15 protein-coding genes are annotated in these 15,600 nt (G+C 73.1%); 9 read left to right on the forward strand and 6 right to left on the reverse strand.

The features are described 5' to 3' along the window. Positions 1-61: 61 nt before the first annotated feature. Complete coding sequence (locus ACWCXC_RS22455) at positions 62-733, forward strand: winged helix-turn-helix transcriptional regulator (protein WP_450890357.1); 672 nt, start codon at positions 62-64, stop codon at positions 731-733. Between the two features lie 123 nt (positions 734-856). Continuing rightward, positions 857-1,348 carry a cupin domain-containing protein gene (locus ACWCXC_RS22460; protein WP_450890358.1) on the forward strand — a complete coding sequence of 164 codons (492 nt, stop codon included), beginning with the start codon at positions 857-859 and terminating at the stop codon, positions 1,346-1,348. A 55-nt stretch (positions 1,349-1,403) separates the two neighbouring features. Here ACWCXC_RS22460 and ACWCXC_RS22465 read toward each other — a convergent pair whose 3' ends face one another. Continuing rightward, entirely contained in the window at positions 1,404-1,769 is a 366-nt protein-coding gene (locus ACWCXC_RS22465; protein ID WP_450681061.1) for a nuclear transport factor 2 family protein, read from the reverse strand. Positions 1,770-1,915: 146 nt separating this feature from the next. Between ACWCXC_RS22465 and ACWCXC_RS22470 the strand changes: the two genes are divergently transcribed. Then, positions 1,916-2,569, forward strand: a complete 654-nt coding sequence (locus tag ACWCXC_RS22470) for a uridine kinase (protein ID WP_450890359.1) — start codon at positions 1,916-1,918, stop codon at positions 2,567-2,569. 62 nt (positions 2,570-2,631) lie between these two features. Here ACWCXC_RS22470 and ACWCXC_RS22475 read toward each other — a convergent pair whose 3' ends face one another. Both ACWCXC_RS22475 and ACWCXC_RS22480 read right to left on the reverse strand, forming a co-directional pair. Beyond that, positions 2,632-3,543, reverse strand: a complete 912-nt coding sequence (locus ACWCXC_RS22475; RefSeq protein ID WP_450681063.1) for a carbohydrate kinase family protein — start codon at positions 3,541-3,543, stop codon at positions 2,632-2,634. Beyond that, a complete protein-coding gene (locus ACWCXC_RS22480) occupies positions 3,540-4,484 on the reverse strand; it encodes a pseudouridine-5'-phosphate glycosidase (RefSeq protein WP_450890360.1) in 945 nt (314 codons plus the stop codon). The genes ACWCXC_RS22475 and ACWCXC_RS22480 overlap by 4 nt, the downstream gene beginning before the upstream one ends. Positions 4,485-4,637: 153 nt before the next feature. Here ACWCXC_RS22480 and ACWCXC_RS22485 point away from each other — a divergent pair, with 153 nt between their 5' ends. After that, positions 4,638-5,000 carry a cupin domain-containing protein gene (locus ACWCXC_RS22485; RefSeq protein WP_450681065.1) on the forward strand — a complete coding sequence of 121 codons (363 nt, stop codon included), beginning with the start codon at positions 4,638-4,640 and terminating at the stop codon, positions 4,998-5,000. Positions 5,001-5,056: 56 nt separating this feature from the next. On the opposite strand, the gene ACWCXC_RS22490 is transcribed toward ACWCXC_RS22485, so the two are convergent. The 3 genes from ACWCXC_RS22490 to ACWCXC_RS22500 form a co-directional block, all read right to left on the reverse strand. Continuing rightward, entirely contained in the window at positions 5,057-6,340 is a 1,284-nt protein-coding gene (locus ACWCXC_RS22490; protein WP_450681066.1) for an MFS transporter, read from the reverse strand. 187 nt (positions 6,341-6,527) lie between these two features. Then, a complete protein-coding gene (locus tag ACWCXC_RS22495) occupies positions 6,528-7,088 on the reverse strand; it encodes a methylated-DNA--[protein]-cysteine S-methyltransferase (RefSeq protein ID WP_450681067.1) in 561 nt (186 codons plus the stop codon). 51 nt (positions 7,089-7,139) lie between these two features. Next, complete coding sequence (locus ACWCXC_RS22500) at positions 7,140-8,111, reverse strand: glycerophosphodiester phosphodiesterase (protein ID WP_450890361.1); 972 nt, start codon at positions 8,109-8,111, stop codon at positions 7,140-7,142. A 230-nt stretch (positions 8,112-8,341) separates the two neighbouring features. On the opposite strand from ACWCXC_RS22500, the gene ACWCXC_RS22505 reads away from it, so the two are divergent. The 5 genes from ACWCXC_RS22505 to ACWCXC_RS22525 all read left to right on the forward strand — a co-directional run bounded on the left by ACWCXC_RS22505 (position 8,342) and on the right by ACWCXC_RS22525 (position 15,488). Then, positions 8,342-9,220: an MHYT domain-containing protein gene (locus ACWCXC_RS22505; protein WP_450681069.1), complete on the forward strand. Its 879-nt coding sequence runs from the start codon at positions 8,342-8,344 to the stop codon at positions 9,218-9,220. A 39-nt stretch (positions 9,221-9,259) separates the two neighbouring features. Further along, positions 9,260-11,386 (forward strand): excinuclease ABC subunit UvrB, encoded by a 2,127-nt coding sequence (gene uvrB / locus ACWCXC_RS22510; protein ID WP_450681070.1) that lies wholly within the window; start codon positions 9,260-9,262, stop codon positions 11,384-11,386. 131 nt (positions 11,387-11,517) lie between these two features. Then, positions 11,518-12,096: a TerD family protein gene (locus tag ACWCXC_RS22515; RefSeq protein WP_450681071.1), complete on the forward strand. Its 579-nt coding sequence runs from the start codon at positions 11,518-11,520 to the stop codon at positions 12,094-12,096. Between the two features lie 137 nt (positions 12,097-12,233). After that, the gene (locus ACWCXC_RS22520) at positions 12,234-14,222 is read left to right on the forward strand and encodes a TerD family protein (protein ID WP_450890362.1); all 1,989 of its coding nucleotides are present in this window, start codon (positions 12,234-12,236) and stop codon (positions 14,220-14,222) included. 255 nt (positions 14,223-14,477) lie between these two features. Beyond that, positions 14,478-15,488: a TerC family protein gene (locus ACWCXC_RS22525; protein ID WP_450890363.1), complete on the forward strand. Its 1,011-nt coding sequence runs from the start codon at positions 14,478-14,480 to the stop codon at positions 15,486-15,488. The last annotated feature ends 112 nt before the right edge of the window (positions 15,489-15,600 follow it).

The raw sequence follows: 15,600 nt of genomic DNA on the forward strand, positions 1-15,600 counted from the left end.
GATACTTGGTTTTACCAAGCTCGGGCTTGGAAAGTCCAACAACATGTCTAGACTGCGTCGCATGCCACGTCAGCCACAGCCCTCCACCCGCCCGGCCCGCCGCCGGAGTTACGACCAGTTCTGCGCCGGCGCGCGGGCCCTGGACGCGGTCGGCGACCGGTGGACCCTGCTGATCGTCCGTGAACTGCTGGCGGGCCCGCGCCGCTACACCGATCTGCACGCCGATCTGCCGGGCGTGAGCACGGACGTGCTCGCCTCGCGGCTGAAGGACATGGAGCAGGGCGGTCTCGTCGTCCGCCGCAAACTGCCCCCGCCGGCCGCCGCCACCGTCTACGCCCTCACCGAGCGCGGCCACGGACTGCTGCCCGTCCTCGCCGCGCTCGCCGAGTGGGGGGCGCCCGCGCTCGCCGAGCGGCGTCCCACGGACGCGGTCCGGGCGCACTGGTTCGCGCTTCCGCTGCTCCGCGCCCTGGAGGGGGTCGCGGCCGTCGGCGGGGTGGTCGACGTGCACCTGGACGAGGGCGAGTTCCATGTCCGTACGGGGCGGCCGGCGGCCGGTGAGCCGGTGTACGGGGACGGCCCGGCCGACCGCGCCGACGCCCGGATCGCGCTGGACGCGGAGGTCTGCCTGGCGCTGGGCCGGGGCGAACTGACCTTCGCGGAGGCCGTCGAGGACGGCCGCATCGAGGTGTCCGGCGACGGGCCGCTGGCGGGCGCACTGCGCGGCGACTGAGGCGAACGGATGTCCGGGAGCGGCGGGAAAGCATCGTGCGTGATGGCGTGATTCGAGCGACGGGCCTCGGGGTAGTGTCCGGTCATTTGGGATGACCGGGACGACGAGCCAGAGGAGTGACCCGTGGGAACGCGCAGCGGAACGAGGGGCCGGCCGGGGCGGCTGGGCACGGCACTGGTCGTCGGGGGCTGTGTGGCGGCGCTCGGCCTGGTGCCGGCGTCGGCCGTCGCGACACCCGGCAGCGGGGTCAGCGGCACCGTGGTGGCGGAAGGCACCTCGGCGGGGAAGCTCAAGGTGAAGACGCCGAAGGGGCGGACCGACGTCACCTTCCGGACCATCACCATCGAGCCGGGCGGCTCCACCGGCTGGCACACCCACCGGGGCCAGCTGATCGCGGTGGTCAAGTCGGGGACGCTGACCCGCACCCTCGACGACTGCGCGGTCGAGGTGAGCCCCGCCGGTACCTCGTTCATCGAACCGTCCGGCGTCAAGCACCGGCACATCGGACAGAACCTGGGCCGCGAGCCCGTCGTCCTGTGGGTGACGTATCTGCTGCCCGAGGGCAGTGAACTCTCCGACGACGCCGAAGCGGCGGACTGCGGCCCCCGGAAGTGACGTACGGCGAAAGGGTGTACGGCGAAAGGGCGTCCGGGGCGGCGGTGCGGGCCCGTCAGCGGGCGAGCGTCTCCCCGTACGCCCCGAGACCGGCGCTGACCAGGCCGTCGCGGAAGGTCAGCACCTCGTAGACCCGGCCGCCGATCTGGTTGCGGTAGTCGATGACGAGGGTGTCGACGCTCGCCCGCACGTCCATCACCTCGAACTTCAGGTCGGGGATCAGTTCCAGCCCGCGCGCCCAGTACGCGCGCAGCGCGGCCTTGCCCCGCACGGTGCCCGAGGCGTCCCCGGTGAACCGCGCGATCATCGGGGAGCTGAAGGTCACGTCCTCGTGGTAGTGCGTCAGGATGCGTTCCAGGTCATGGGAGTTCCAGTCGTCCTGCCAGGTCGCGGCGAACGAACGGGCGAATGCGAGATCCATGACGACGACCGTAGACGGACGCGTGGCGCGCGGCCAGGTTTCTCGGTGGCAGGAGCGTCCCGTGGGACGGACGGGACGTCCCGGAGGGCTGCGGAGCACGAGGTTCCGCCGCCGGACCGTCCCCGCCGGCAGGCCATGATGGGCGCGTGCGATTCGAAGCGATCACCCGGGAACGGCTGGCCGACGCGCTGGCCGCGCACGCCGAGGCGCTGACACCGGCCGACGGCGGGCCCTGGCTCAAGGTGGCCGTCGACGGCGCCCCGGCCGCCCGCACCGGAGACCTGGCCGACGCCGTCGGCCAGGCGCTGCGGCTGCGCGGCCGTTCCGTGCTCACGGTGTCCACGGAGGGGTTCCTGCGCCCGGCCAGCCTGCGGTACGAGTACGGCAGAAGCGACCCGGACTCGTACTACGGCAGCTGGTTCGACACCGGGGCGCTGTGGCGCGAGGTCTTCGGACCGCTGGAGCCGGACGGCGACGGGCGCGTCCTGCCCGACCTCTGGGACCCGCAGACCGACCGGGCCACGCGCAGCGCCTACCGCGAACTGCCCGAGGGCGGCGTGCTGGTGCTGCACGGGCCGTTCCTGCTGGGGCACTGGTTCCCCTTCGACCTGAGCGTCCACGTCCGGCTCTCGGCGGGGGCGCTGCGCCGGCGCACGGACGAGGACGAGCGCTGGACACTGCCCGCCTTCGCCCGGTACGAGGACGAGGTGGCGCCCGCCGAGCACGCGGACGCCGTCGTCCGCGCCGACGACCCGCACCATCCGGCGTGGACGGGGGTGCGGAACCGGGAGGACGGGTGAGGGGGCGAGGGCGGTCCCGCCGTCCCTGCGGGCTTCCTTTCCCCCGGCGTGCGCCCGTGTGCTCAGTCGGGCGGAAGGGGCGGCCGGCCGCCCACGGTCAGGACGGCCTCCGCCCCCGCCCGGCACCCCGCCGCCGCGGCCTCCGGGCCGGTGGCGCCCGCGAGCCGGGCCGCGAGGAAGGCGCCGGTGAAGGCGTCCCCGGCCCCCGTCGAGTCCACCGCCGCCCCCGCCGGGTTCCCCGGGACGCGGTCGGTCACCGTCCCCGCCGTGGCCAGCAGCGCACCGTCCTCGCCCAGCGTGACGACGACCTCCCCGACGAGCCGGCTCAACGTGGCGGCGGCGTCCGCCGGTTCCGGTAGCCCGGTCAGCGTCCGCGCCTCGTCCGCGTTGGGCAGCAGCAGTCCGGCGCCCTCGACCAGGGACAGGAACCGGTCGACCCCCAGCCGGGCCAGGAACCCGGTGGACGCCGGGTCGACGCTCACCGGAATGCCCCGCCGGACCGCCTCCCGCAGCGCCAGCAGCGCCGTGGCCCGGCTCGACGGCGCGAAGAAGAGGTAGCCGGAGAGGTGGAGCCGGGCGACGCCGTCGAGCATCGACGGCGACCAGTCCTCGGGGGAGAGGCGGAGCGAGGCCCCGCTGTCGGTGAGGAAGGTGCGCTCGGCGGACGCGTCGACCAGGGCGATGACGGTACCCGTCGGCGCCTCCGCGTCCACCGTCAGCAGCTCCCGCACCCCGGCCCGCGCGAGCAGCCCCCGGTGCCAGTCCGCCGAGTCGGCCCCGGCGCGGGCCAGCAGCCGGACGTCCCGGCAACCCGAACGCGCCGCCCAGCAGGCGACGTTCGCCCCCGCGCCGCCCGCCCGGGTCCGGATCCCGGCCACCGTGTCCGTCCCCCGCGCCAGCGCGGACCCGTGCCGCGCCACCACGTCCGTCACCACGTCCCCGACGACGAGCAGGCCGCCGGAACCGCTGGTCATCGGGCGGCCGCGCGGGCCGCGGCGATCCGCGCGGCCAGTGCCGCATTGCCGCGGACCGCCGCCAGGTTGGCCTCCAGCGAGGCCCCGCCCGTCGCCCGCACCAGATGGCCCAGCAGATACGGGGTGACGGCCTGCCCCGTGATGCCGCGCTCCCGGCACGCCGCCAGCGCCTCGGCCAGCACCCGGTCGTGGAGCGCGGGATCGAGCTGCTCCGCCTCCGGTACGGGATGCGCGACGATCAGCGCGGACGCCGGGCCGCCCAGCGCGTCCTGGGCCGCCATCACCTCGGCGACCTCCTCGGGGGAGCGGACCGTCCAGTCGACCGGTTCGCCGGAACTGCTCAGATAGAAGCCGGGGAAACGGTCGGTGCCGTAGCCGAGCACCCCGACCCCCAGCGTCTCCAGGCGCTGGAGCGTGGCGGGCACGTCCAGGATCGACTTCACCCCCGCGCAGACCACGGTGATCCGGGTGCGCGCCAGCAGCCGCAGATCGGCGGACTCGTCCTGGGTCTCCGTCCAGCCCCGGTGCACCCCGCCGAGCCCGCCCGTGGCGAAGACGCGCAGCCCCGCCCGCGCCGCGAGAAAGGCGGTCGCGGAGACGGTCGTCGCCCCGCTGGCCCCGCTCGCCAGTGCCGGGGCGAGGTCCCGGTGACCGAGCTTGCGCAGCCCCTCGTCCTCCGCCACGCGCTCCAACTGGGCCTTGTCCAGGCCGATCCTGGCCCGGCCGTCCAGTACGGCGATCGTCGCGGGAACGGCGCCGTGCGACCGTACGACGGCCTCCAGTTCCTCGGCGACCCGCAGATTGCGGGGGCGGGGCAGACCGTGCGAGATGATCGTCGACTCCAGGGCGACGACCGGCCGGTCCGTGGCGAGAGCGGCCCGCACCTCCGCGGAGAGGGCCGGGGCGTACGGGGCGGGATCGAAGGACTCAGTCTGTGACATGTCCACATCCCTGTCGCACGCGGGGTGGGCTCAAACGTCCGCGGGCGTGCGGCGGTTCGGTCCGACGCTCAGCCCTCACGCCGGGGTGCGCCCCTGCGTCGAAAGGCGGACCCGGGGGTGGAGCCTTTGAATCGATCGCTAAAGTGACCGGCCATGACCACAAATGATCACGCCCCCGCGTCGTTCTCCGTCCACATCGCCGATGCCGAGCTGGAACCGGAGCCGCTGGATCCGTCCCAGATCATCGAGGGCACCCCCGAGGTCACCGGCAAGGTGCTCTGGGAGTCGGCCGACGGCAAGCAGGTGCGCGGGATCTGGCAGATCACGCCGGGCGTCGTCACGGACACCGAGGCCGACGAACTGTTCGTGGTCGTCGGCGGACGCGCCACCGTGGCGGTCGAGGGCGGCGCCACCCTGGAGATCGGCCCCGGCGACGCCTGCGTGCTGCGCGAGGGCGACCGGACGACGTGGACCGTCCACGAGACGCTGCGCAAGGCGTACCACATCAGCCTCTGAGGGAACGCGGCTCCGCGACGGCCGCCGGCGCCGGTCCGCCGGCACCGGCCGTCGCCCTACCCGGAGCGGCCGAGCGACCTGTGCAGGGCCAGCGCGCCCATGGGCAGCAGCAGGCAGACGCCCGCCAGATTGAGCCAGCCGTAGCCCGCCCGGGAGACGATCACCCCGGCGACCGCCCCGCCGACGCCCGCCGCCGCGTTCATCGTGAGGTCCGACAGGCCCTGGACGGCGGCGCGGGCGGGCTGCGGCACGGAATCGGTGAGCAGCGCCGAACCGGCGATCATCCCCGCGGACCAGCCGAGCCCCAGGACGAACAGCCCGGCCGCGGTCCGGCCGTGCGCGTCGCCCGCCGTCCCGGCCAGCAGCGCGGCCAGCGAGAACAGCCCGACCGCGAGGCCGATGACGGCCGGCCGACCGATGCGGTCCGACAGCCGGCCCATCACCGGGGAGAAGGCGTACATCCCGGCGATGTGGCCGCTGATCACCAGGCCGATCAGCTGGAGGTCCGCGCCGTGGTGCCCGAGGTCCACCGGGGTCATCACCATGATCGACACCATGGCGGTGTGCGAGACGACCACGGTGACCAGGGCGAGCCGGGCCATCGGCGAGGCCCGGACGGCCGCGATCCCGGCCCGCAGCGAACGGTCCCGGGGCGACACGCTCTCCCGGGGTGCAAGGGCCCGCGCCGTGAGCAGCGGATCGGGCCGCAGCAGCACCGCGATCACCACCGCGGCCAGCAGGAAGATCCCGGCCGCCCAGACGAACGGGCCGGCTGTCTCCGGCACGGAGCCGCCCCGGAAGACCCGGCCCGCCGGGGCCGCGATGTTCGGCCCGAGCACCGAGCCGATCGTCGTGGCCCAGACGACCGTCGAGATCGCCCGGCCGCGCCGGTCCGGCTCCGCCAGATCGGCCGCCGCGAAACGGGCCTGGAGATTGGCGGAGGAGCCCGCGCCGAACGCGGCCATGCCGATGAGCAGCAGCGGGAAGTTCTCCACCACGGCCGCCAGCACCACGAGCCCCGCGCCGAGCGCACCGATCAGATACGCCAGTACGAGCCCGGGACGCCGGCCCCGCGCGGTCATCAGCGCGGCCAGGGGCAGCGACAGCAGGGCCGTCCCGGCCACCGACGCCGTGGGTGCCAGCCCCGACAGCGCCTCGGAACCGCTGACCTCCGTGGCGAGCACAGGTGCCAGGGCGATGCCGATCGGCACGCCCAGGCCGCCGAGTATCTGTCCGGCGATGAGCACGGCGGTGGTCCTGCGCCGCAGTCCGGGCAGATCGGCCACCGGGGCCGGCGGCGCGGGCAGCGTCCCGCCGGAGCTGTCGAGAGTGTGGGTCACCGAGGCAGTGTGCCAGCCCGCACGCACGTACGAGTACGCCGCTGCCCGCCGCCGGCCGGGACCTCTGCGGCGAGGGCCTCGACGACCCGGTCGTGCCGTTCGGGGGTGTGCGCCGCCGTGCAGCTGGTGCGCAGCCGGGGCGAGGCGGCCGGCGCGTCCGGGACGGCCCGCCATCGTGGGCCCGGGGTCAGAACAGCGGCTGCGGCAGCACGCCCTCCAGCGCCAGCAGCCGCCGCTTGGTCTCCAGCCCGCCGCCGAAGCCCCCGAGACCCCCGTCGCTCTCCACCACCCGGTGGCACGGCACGACCACGGGCAGCGGATTCGCCCCCATGGCCGCGCCGACCGCCTGCGCGGCCCCGGGCTGCCCCACCCGCTCGGCCAGCTCCCCGTACCCCGCGACCGCGCCGTACGGCACGCCCGTCGCCAGTTCGCGCAGGACCTGGCGGTTGAAGCCGCCGGTGAGCGACCAGTCCAGATCGAGGGAGAACTCCCGCAGCGTCCCCGCGAAGTACGCCGCGAGCTGGCGTATCGGCTCGGCCAGCCGGGCCGATCCGGGCGCCTCCACGGGCTCGGCGCCCAGCCGGGCCCGCAGCCGCTCCACCATCCGGTCCCGCACCGGGGGCCGGGCGTGGAAGACCACGGCCACCAGCCCGGCATCGGTCGCGGCCAGCATCAGCGGGCCGATGTCGCTGTCGACGACGGCCCACTCGACGACCCCGCTGCCGTTCACGCCCCCGTTGCTGTTCATGGCCCCCACCGTACGGCCGCCCACTGACAACGCCCGGTGGCCGGCCCCGGATCAGCCGGTGGTCGTCGCCTCGCGCACCACGTCGGGGGCGTTGGTGATGATGCCGTCCACACCGAATCCGCTCACGCGGAGCGCCGCCCGCGCGTCGTTGACCGTCCAGGCGTCGACCTGGAGCGGGATGCCGTGCGGCCCCTTCAGCGCGTGCACCGCCGCCACATAGCCGGCGGTCAGCGAGGAGTGCGAGGGATTGATCCGGTCCGTGAACCGCGCGTACGCGGGCAGCTCCTCCCTCGGCGGGGCCCCCAGCACCCCCGTGACGATGTCGGGGCGCCGCGCGTGCACCGTACGGACGCTGTCCGCGTCGAAGCTCTGGACCACCAGCCGGTCGCGGACGTGCGGGGCGTCCAGCCACCCCTCCTGGCCCAGGACCGCCAGGGTCGCGTCCTCGATGCCCGGGTAGCGCTCCGGGCTCTTGATCTCCAGCAGCAGGTTCTGCCCGTTCTCCGTGAGGCGCCGCAGGTACTGCCGGAGCGTGGGCACCCGGGCCCCGGCGAACCGCGCGCCGAACCAGCTCCCCGCGTCCAGCCGGGCGATCTCCGCCGCCGTGAAGTCCGCGACCGCCCAGGGGGAGCGGTCCGGGAAGACCTCCTCGGCGTCCGTGGTGCGCTCCAGAGCGGTGTCGTGGACGACGACCGGCACCCCGTCCCGGGTGAGCTGGACGTCGTTCTCCACCCAGTCGAACCCCAGGGCGTCGGCCCGGTCCACGGCCGCCAGGGTGTTCTCCGGGGCGTAGGCCGAAGCACCCCGGTGGGCGATGACGACCGGGGCGCCGCCCGGGCGCCGGGACGGGTCGCCCACCGTCCCGACCCCGGTGCCGGGGGCGGTGTGCGCCACGGGGACGGGGCGGCGCGCCCCAGTGGTGTCAGGGCCCGGCGCACCGGTCAGCGCGGCGGACATCAGCAGCGTTCCGGCGCCCAGCAGGGCGGCGACGGCGACGGAGGCGGTGGGGGTGCCTGCGTACACGTGGACTCCTTGCGTCGGAAGGGCGGACGGCCGTCGCGACGACGACGGCCCGAGGGTCCCAGTCGCCGCCGAACGGGGGACCGGAGAAGCGTGGCCACAACATGAACGGGGCACGGGGACCGGGTCACCGACCACCGCCCCGGCCGATAAAATGCAGCTCTTCTGTTTGTTTGCCGGGCCCTGCGCCTTAAGGTCGTCCGAACCCGGGCTACTGCGAAGGGCGTACGAACATGCAGGGCACTGTCGACGGTTTCGGCTATGGGGCGGTCACCCCCGTGGCCGCCTTTCTCATGGCCTGCCTCGGCGCCGCCCTGGGCCTGCGGTGCACCACCCGCTCCCTGCGTACCGAACGCTCCTTCAAGGCCGGCTGGCTCGCTCTCGGGGCGACCTCCATAGGGTCGGGCATCTGGACGATGCACTTCATCGCGATGGTGGGGTTCACCGTCGAGGAGACGACGATCGGCTACGACAAGCCGATCACCTTCGCCGGCCTCGCGGTCGCGATCGTCATGGTCGGTGTGGGGATCTTCCTGGTCGGGTACCGCGGCGCCACCCCGATGGCCCTGGTGACGGGAGGCACGATCACCGGACTCGGTGTGGCCTCCATGCACTACCTCGGCATGGCGGGCATGCGGCTTGATGGGCGGTTCGAGTACGACACGTTCACCGTGTCGCTCTCCGTGGTCGTCGCCGTGGTCGCCGCCACCGCCGCGCTCTGGGCCGCCGTCTCCATCCACGGCTTCCTGCCCAGCCTCGGCGCCGCCGTGGTCATGGGCGTCGCGGTCAGCGGCATGCACTACACCGGGATGGCGGCGCTCCGGGTCCACCTCCACCCCGCCGCGTCCTCCGCCGCCCCCGCCGCGGGCGACAGCGCGGGCTCGGTCCTCGTGCCCCTGCTGATCGGGCCGGTCTGCTTCCTGCTGCTCGCCGCCGTCGTCGTGATGTTCGATCCGCTGGTCGTCATGGGCACGCCCGACTGGGACGATCCGGCGGCCGCGCGGGCCCCCGGCGCCCCGGCCCGGCGCCAGGTGCCCCGGTTCGGCACCCACGCCGATCCGGCCTCGTTCCACACCCAGCGGCGGGACTACGCGCCCCCTCGGGACTGGTGACGCGACCCCGTTGTCAGTGGCGGGTCGTACGGTGGATCCATGCGGCCCGTTTCGAAGATCGAACGCACGGTGGCGCCTTTCGAGGTCGTCAGTCCCTACCAGCCCAGCGGCGACCAGCCGGCGGCCATCGCCGAGCTGGAGCGGCGCATCCGCGCCGGGGAGAAGGACGTCGTCCTCCTCGGCGCGACCGGCACCGGAAAATCGGCGACCACCGCCTGGATGATCGAGAAGCTGCAGCGCCCCACCCTGGTGATGGCGCCGAACAAGACGCTCGCCGCCCAGCTGGCCAACGAGTTCCGCGAGCTCCTGCCCAACAACGCCGTCGAGTACTTCGTCTCGTACTACGACTACTACCAGCCCGAGGCGTACGTCCCGCAGTCGGACACCTACATCGAGAAGGACTCCTCCATCAACGAGGAGGTCGAACGGCTGCGCCACTCCGCGACGAACTCCCTGCTCACCCGGCGCGACGTCGTCGTGGTCGCCTCCGTCTCCTGCATCTACGGCCTCGGCACCCCGCAGGAGTACGTGGACCGGATGGTCCAGCTCACCGTGGGCGACGAGATCGACCGCGACCAGTTGCTGCGCCGCTTCGTCGAGATGCAGTACACCCGCAACGACCTGGCCTTCGCCCGGGGCACCTTCCGGGTCCGCGGCGACACCATCGAGATCTTCCCGGTCTACGAGGAGCTCGCCGTCCGCATCGAGATGTTCGGCGACGAGATCGAGGCGCTCTCCACCCTCCACCCGCTCACCGGCGAGGTCATCAGCGAGGACCGCACCCTCCACGTCTTCCCCGCCAGCCACTACGTGGCGGGGCCCGAGCGCATGGAGAAGGCGGTCAACGGCATCGAGCGGGAGCTGGAGGAGCGCCTGGCCGAGCTGGAGAAGCAGGGCAAGATGCTGGAGGCCCAGCGGCTGCGCATGCGCACCACGTACGACATCGAGATGCTCCGCCAGATCGGCACCTGCTCCGGCGTCGAGAACTACTCGATGCACTTCGACGACCGCGCCCCCGGCACCGCGCCGCACACCCTCCTCGACTACTTCCCCGAGGACTTCCTCCTGGTCCTGGACGAATCGCACGTCACGGTCCCGCAGATCGGCGCGATGTACGAGGGCGACGCCTCCCGCAAGCGGACCCTGGTCGACCACGGCTTCCGGCTGCCCTCGGCCCTGGACAACCGCCCGCTGAAGTGGGAGGAGTTCCTCCAGCGGATCGACCAGACGGTCTACCTCTCCGCGACCCCGGGGAACTACGAGCTGTCCCGGGGCGACGGCTTCGTGGAGCAGATCATCCGCCCCACCGGCCTGGTCGACCCCGAGGTCGTCGTCAAGCCCACCGAGGGCCAGATCGACGACCTGGTGCACGAGATCCGCAAGCGCACCGAACGCGACGAACGCGTCCTGGTCACGACGCTCACCAAGAAGATGTCCGAGGACCTCACGGACTACCTCCTGGAGCTGGGCATCCAGGTCCGCTATCTGCACAGCGACGTCGACACCCTGCGCCGCATCGAGCTGCTGCGCGAGCTGCGCACCGGTGAGTACGACGTCCTGGTCGGCATCAACCTCCTGCGCGAGGGGCTCGACCTGCCCGAGGTCTCACTCGTGGCCATCCTCGACGCGGACAAGCAGGGCTTCCTGCGTTCGGGCACCTCGCTGATCCAGACCATCGGACGCGCGGCCCGCAACGTCTCCGGACAGGTCCACATGTACGCGGACACGATCACCCCGGCCATGGCGCAGGCCATCGACGAGACCAACCGCCGCCGCGAGAAGCAGATCGCGTACAACACCGAGCGCGGGATCGACCCGCAGCCGCTGCGCAAGAAGATCAACGACATCGTGGCCACCATCGCCCGCGAGGAGGTCGACACCGAGCAGCTGCTCGGCACCGGCTACCGCCAGACGAAGGGCGCCAAGGCCCCCGTGCCCGCGCTGGGCGGCAAGGCGGGCGGCAAGGGCAAGGGTGCCAAGGCCGGGGACGAGGCGCCCCTCACGGACCGCCCGGCCACCGAGCTGGCCGCGATCATCGAGGAGATGACCGACCGCATGCGTGCGGCGGCGGCGGATCTGCAGTTCGAGGTGGCCGCCCGACTCCGCGACGAGGTGGGGGAATTGAAGAAGGAGTTGCGCCAGATGCGTGAGGCGGGTCTGGCCTGAGCACGTCGGGCCCGGTGTGTTGCAGAACCGACACAAAACGGCCCGCGGCGTCAGCGCGGGCCGTGTGACTGCGTAGGGTGCGGGGAAACCGCGCACGGATGGTTGCGGGGACAGCGGAGAGGGGACAGCGCGTGACGGTCAATATGACCAAGGGCCAGGCCATCAGCCTGCAGAAGGGCGACGGGGGAACCCTGACCGCGGTACGGATGGGGCTCGGCTGGCAGGCGGCCCCGCGACGCGGTCTGTTCGGATCGCGCACCCGGGAGATCGACCTGGACGCCTCGGCGGTGCTGTTCGCCGACAAGCAGCCGGTGGACGTCGTGTTCTTCCGGCACCTGGTCAGCGACGACGGCTCGGTCAAGCACACCGGGGACAACCTGGTCGGCGGCGCCGGCTCGGGCGGCGACGACGAGGCGATCCTGGTCGACCTCCAGCGGGTGCCGGTCCACATCGACCAGATCGTCTTCACGGTGAACTCCTTCACCGGCCAGACGTTCCAGGAGGTGCAGAACGCCTTCTGCCGCATCGTCGACGAGACCAACGGCCAGGAGCTGGCCCGCTACACCCTGGACGGCGGCGGGCAGTACACCGCGCAGATCATGGCCAAGGTGCACCGCTCGGGCAACGGCTGGCAGATGACCGCCATCGGCACCCCGGCCAACGGCCGCACCTTCCAGGACCTCATGCCGGCGATCCTGCCGCACCTGTAGGGCCTGCCCGGCCCCGTCACGGGGTCCACACCGGTGGGCGCAGCTCCCGGCGGCACCGGCCGCCGGGAGCTGTACCGCATCACGACCACATACGTGCACCGCAGCGAGCGGCGGCAACTCGTCGAGGGGACAGGGCCATGACGGCCGAACTGGTCCGGGGGCAGAACCACTCCTTGCCCCAGACCCATCTGGAAGTCCGGATCTCGGCCGGCACGCCCGTCGTGGCGGGCGCCACGCTCGGGGACGAGCACGGCACCGTGCACGGCGCGGCGTGGATAGCCCATCCCGGAGCGCCGCAGCTGCCCGGCCTGGAGGTGTCCCGGCAGGCCGCCGCCGAGCACCGGCTGGCCGTGGACCTCGACGCCCTGCCCGCGACGGTCCACCGGGTGACGGTGCTGCTCGCCCTGCCGACGCGGTCGGGCGGCCCGACCCGGTTCGGGGCCGTCGCCTCGCCCTTCGTCGCCGTGACCGGACTCGACGGCACAGAGATCGCCACCTTCACCCTCACCGACCTGGACACCGAGTCCGCCGTCGCCGCCCTGGAGCTCTACCGCCGGCAGGGCGCCTGGAAGGTCCGCGCGGTCGGCCAGGGGTACGCGGGCGGTCTCGCCGCGATGCTCGCCGACCAGGGACTGGGCGGCGAGGCCGACACGCTGGCGCGCTCCATCCAGGAGGCCGTCGCCTCCGGACTGGCCCGCTCGGTGGCCCCGCCCCCGCCCCGCACGCCCGAGGGCGACCGCGTCCGGCAGGCCGGCGGGGCCGCCGCGACCCAGGGCGGCGGGCGCCCCCGCACCGCCCCCGAACCGCCCCGCCCGGACCCCGTGCGCCCGGACGAGCCCGTTCCGCAGGCCGGTGCGCCGGTGACCCCGGCACCCGCCCCGGGCCCGGCCGCGCCCGCCGGCGGCCCCATCGACTACGCGCACCCGCGCCGCCAGTCCGCGGCGCCCCCGCCGCCCCCGCCCGCCGCGCCGCCCGCCGAGCCCGGCAGGCCCGCGACCCCGGTGGCCGGCGACGCGACCGGCTGGTCCATGGACGAACGGCTCTACAACCAGGTCTGGGGCATGTTCGAGGACCTGGCCCGCGCCACCGCCGCCTACCGCAGCGCGGTGGACTTCGCCGAGTCCCGGATGGACCAGGAGCTGGAGCGGACCCTGTCCGACCCGCGCAGCCGGATCGGGGGCGCGGGCGACCGCGCCAGGGAGGAGGCCCGCGCCAAGCGCGACGAGCTGACCTCCCGGGCCCGCGAGGCGCTGGACCGCGACCTGGCCCAGCTCGCCGCCGAGGCCGCCGTCGTGGAACCCGCGCTGCCCGCCGCGTACGCGGGCTGGGACAACCCCGTCTGGCACGGCTACCGCGTCCCGATGGAGATCCCCATGGCGCTGCGCGTCGGCGACCTCCATCTGCCGGAGGACACCGCCCTGCGCATACCGCTGCTCGTCCGGCTGCCACTGGAGCGCGGCATCTGGATCGACAGCGGACGCACCGCCTCCGAGGCAGCCGCGCTCACCGACTCCGACCGGCTGCGCCGGCTCGCCGTGGAGACCGCCGTGCTGCACGCGGCCCGGCTGCTGGCCGTCTACCCGCCCAACGAGTTCTCGGTCCACGTCATCGATCCGGCCGGCTCCGCGGCGGCGGCCCTCGCCCCGCTGACCGGCTCCGGGGTGCTGGCGAGCCCGCCCGGCTCCGGGCCCGGCGGGGTCTCCGAGGTCCTCACCCGGCTCACCCGGCGCGTCGACCTGGTCCAGATGGCGATCAGGGCCGGGGCCGCGGACTCCCTGCCGCCGGATCTGGACCCGGCCGAGCAGCTGCTCATCGTCAACGACTTCCCGCACGGCTTCGACGACCGCGCCGTCACCCAGCTGCGCTACCTCGCGGACGAGGGGCCGTCGGTCGGGGTGCACCTGCTGATGGTCGCGGACCGGGAGGACGCGGCGGGCTTCGGCCCGGTCCTCGATCCGCTCTGGCGTTCGCTGCTGCGCATCACTCCGGTCGCCGACGACCATCTGGCCGACCCCTGGGTCGGTCACGCCTGGACGTACGAACCGCCCAGGACCCCGCCCGGCAGCCGTGTCCTGGACCAGGTGCTGGCCCAGGTCGCCACCGCGCGCCGTACCGGGGGGCGCTGACCGGCCCTCCGTCCCCCACACCCCTTCCGAACAGGCGTTTTGGAGATCTTTTAGCTTTCTCTTTACCTTTCCTTGGGATTCCCTGTACTGTTCATGGTGCGGAGGGGAGTACTCCCGTACGCGGCGTTCCCGTCAGTACGGACCGTGACCGGTCCCGGGGCGTCGGCCCAGGCGCGCAGCCCGTGCGCCCGGGTGGAAGAGACCTCCGGCAGCGACGACGCTGATCAGTAGCCGTAGCGAACTGCCGGAGGCGCAGTGGACGTTTCATGGACCCTCTGGGCACTGACCATTCTCGGTCTGAGTGCCCTGATCGCCGTCGACTTCTTCATCGGGCGCAAGCCCCATGACGTGTCGACCAAGGAAGCCGGAATCTGGACCGTCGTCTGGATCGCCCTGGCCGTGCTCTTCGGACTCGGCCTGCTGGTGTTCGGCGAGAGCCAGGCATCGGGCGAGTTCTTCGCCGGCTTCATCACCGAGAAGTCGCTCAGCGTCGACAACCTCTTCGTCTTCGTGCTGATCATGGCGAAGTTCTCGGTGCCCTCCCACCTCCAGCAGCGGGTGCTCCTGATCGGTGTGCTCATCGCGCTGGTGCTCAGGGCGGTGTTCATCGCCGCGGGCGCGGCGGTCATCGCCAACTTCTCGTGGGTCTTCTACATCTTCGGCGCGTTCTTGATCTACACCGCCTGGAAGCTCATCCAGGAGGCGCGGGCCGACGAGGAGGACGAGGAGTTCGAGGAGAACCGGCTCCTCAAGAACATCGAGCGCCGCTTCGGCGTCGCCGACCGCTACCACGGCACGAAGCTCTTCATCCGGGCCAACGGCAAGCGCGTGCTGACGCCCCTCATGGTCGTCATGCTCGCCATCGGCACCACCGACGTGCTGTTCGCCCTGGACTCGATCCCCGCGATCTTCGGCCTGACCCAGGACCCGTACATCGTCTTCACCGCCAACGCCTTCGCGCTCATGGGGCTGCGGCAGCTGTACTTCCTGATCGGCGGCCTGCTCAAGAAGCTGGTCCACCTCAGCTACGGGCTCTCGGTGATCCTCGGCTTCATCGGCGTCAAGCTGGTGCTGCACGCGCTGCACGAATCCGGGGTGCACGTCCCCGAGATCTCCATCCCGGTCTCGCTCGGCGTCATCTGCGGCGTCCTGGTGATCACCACGATCACCAGCCTGATGGCCACCCGGAAGCAGACGGCGGCGCAGTCCGCGAAGGCCCCCGAGTCCGAGGACCCGGCGGACCGGGGCGCCGGTATCGACGCCTGACCCGCGAAAGGGGGGTGCGGTCGCGCAGCGTCAACCGCCAGGTGGACATCGGCACCGCGCACAAGGAGTGCGACACCACCGGCACCGCCACCAACTCCGGTTACGCGGAGGC

The sequence above is a fragment of the Streptomyces sp. NPDC001515 genome, assembly GCF_053597115.1.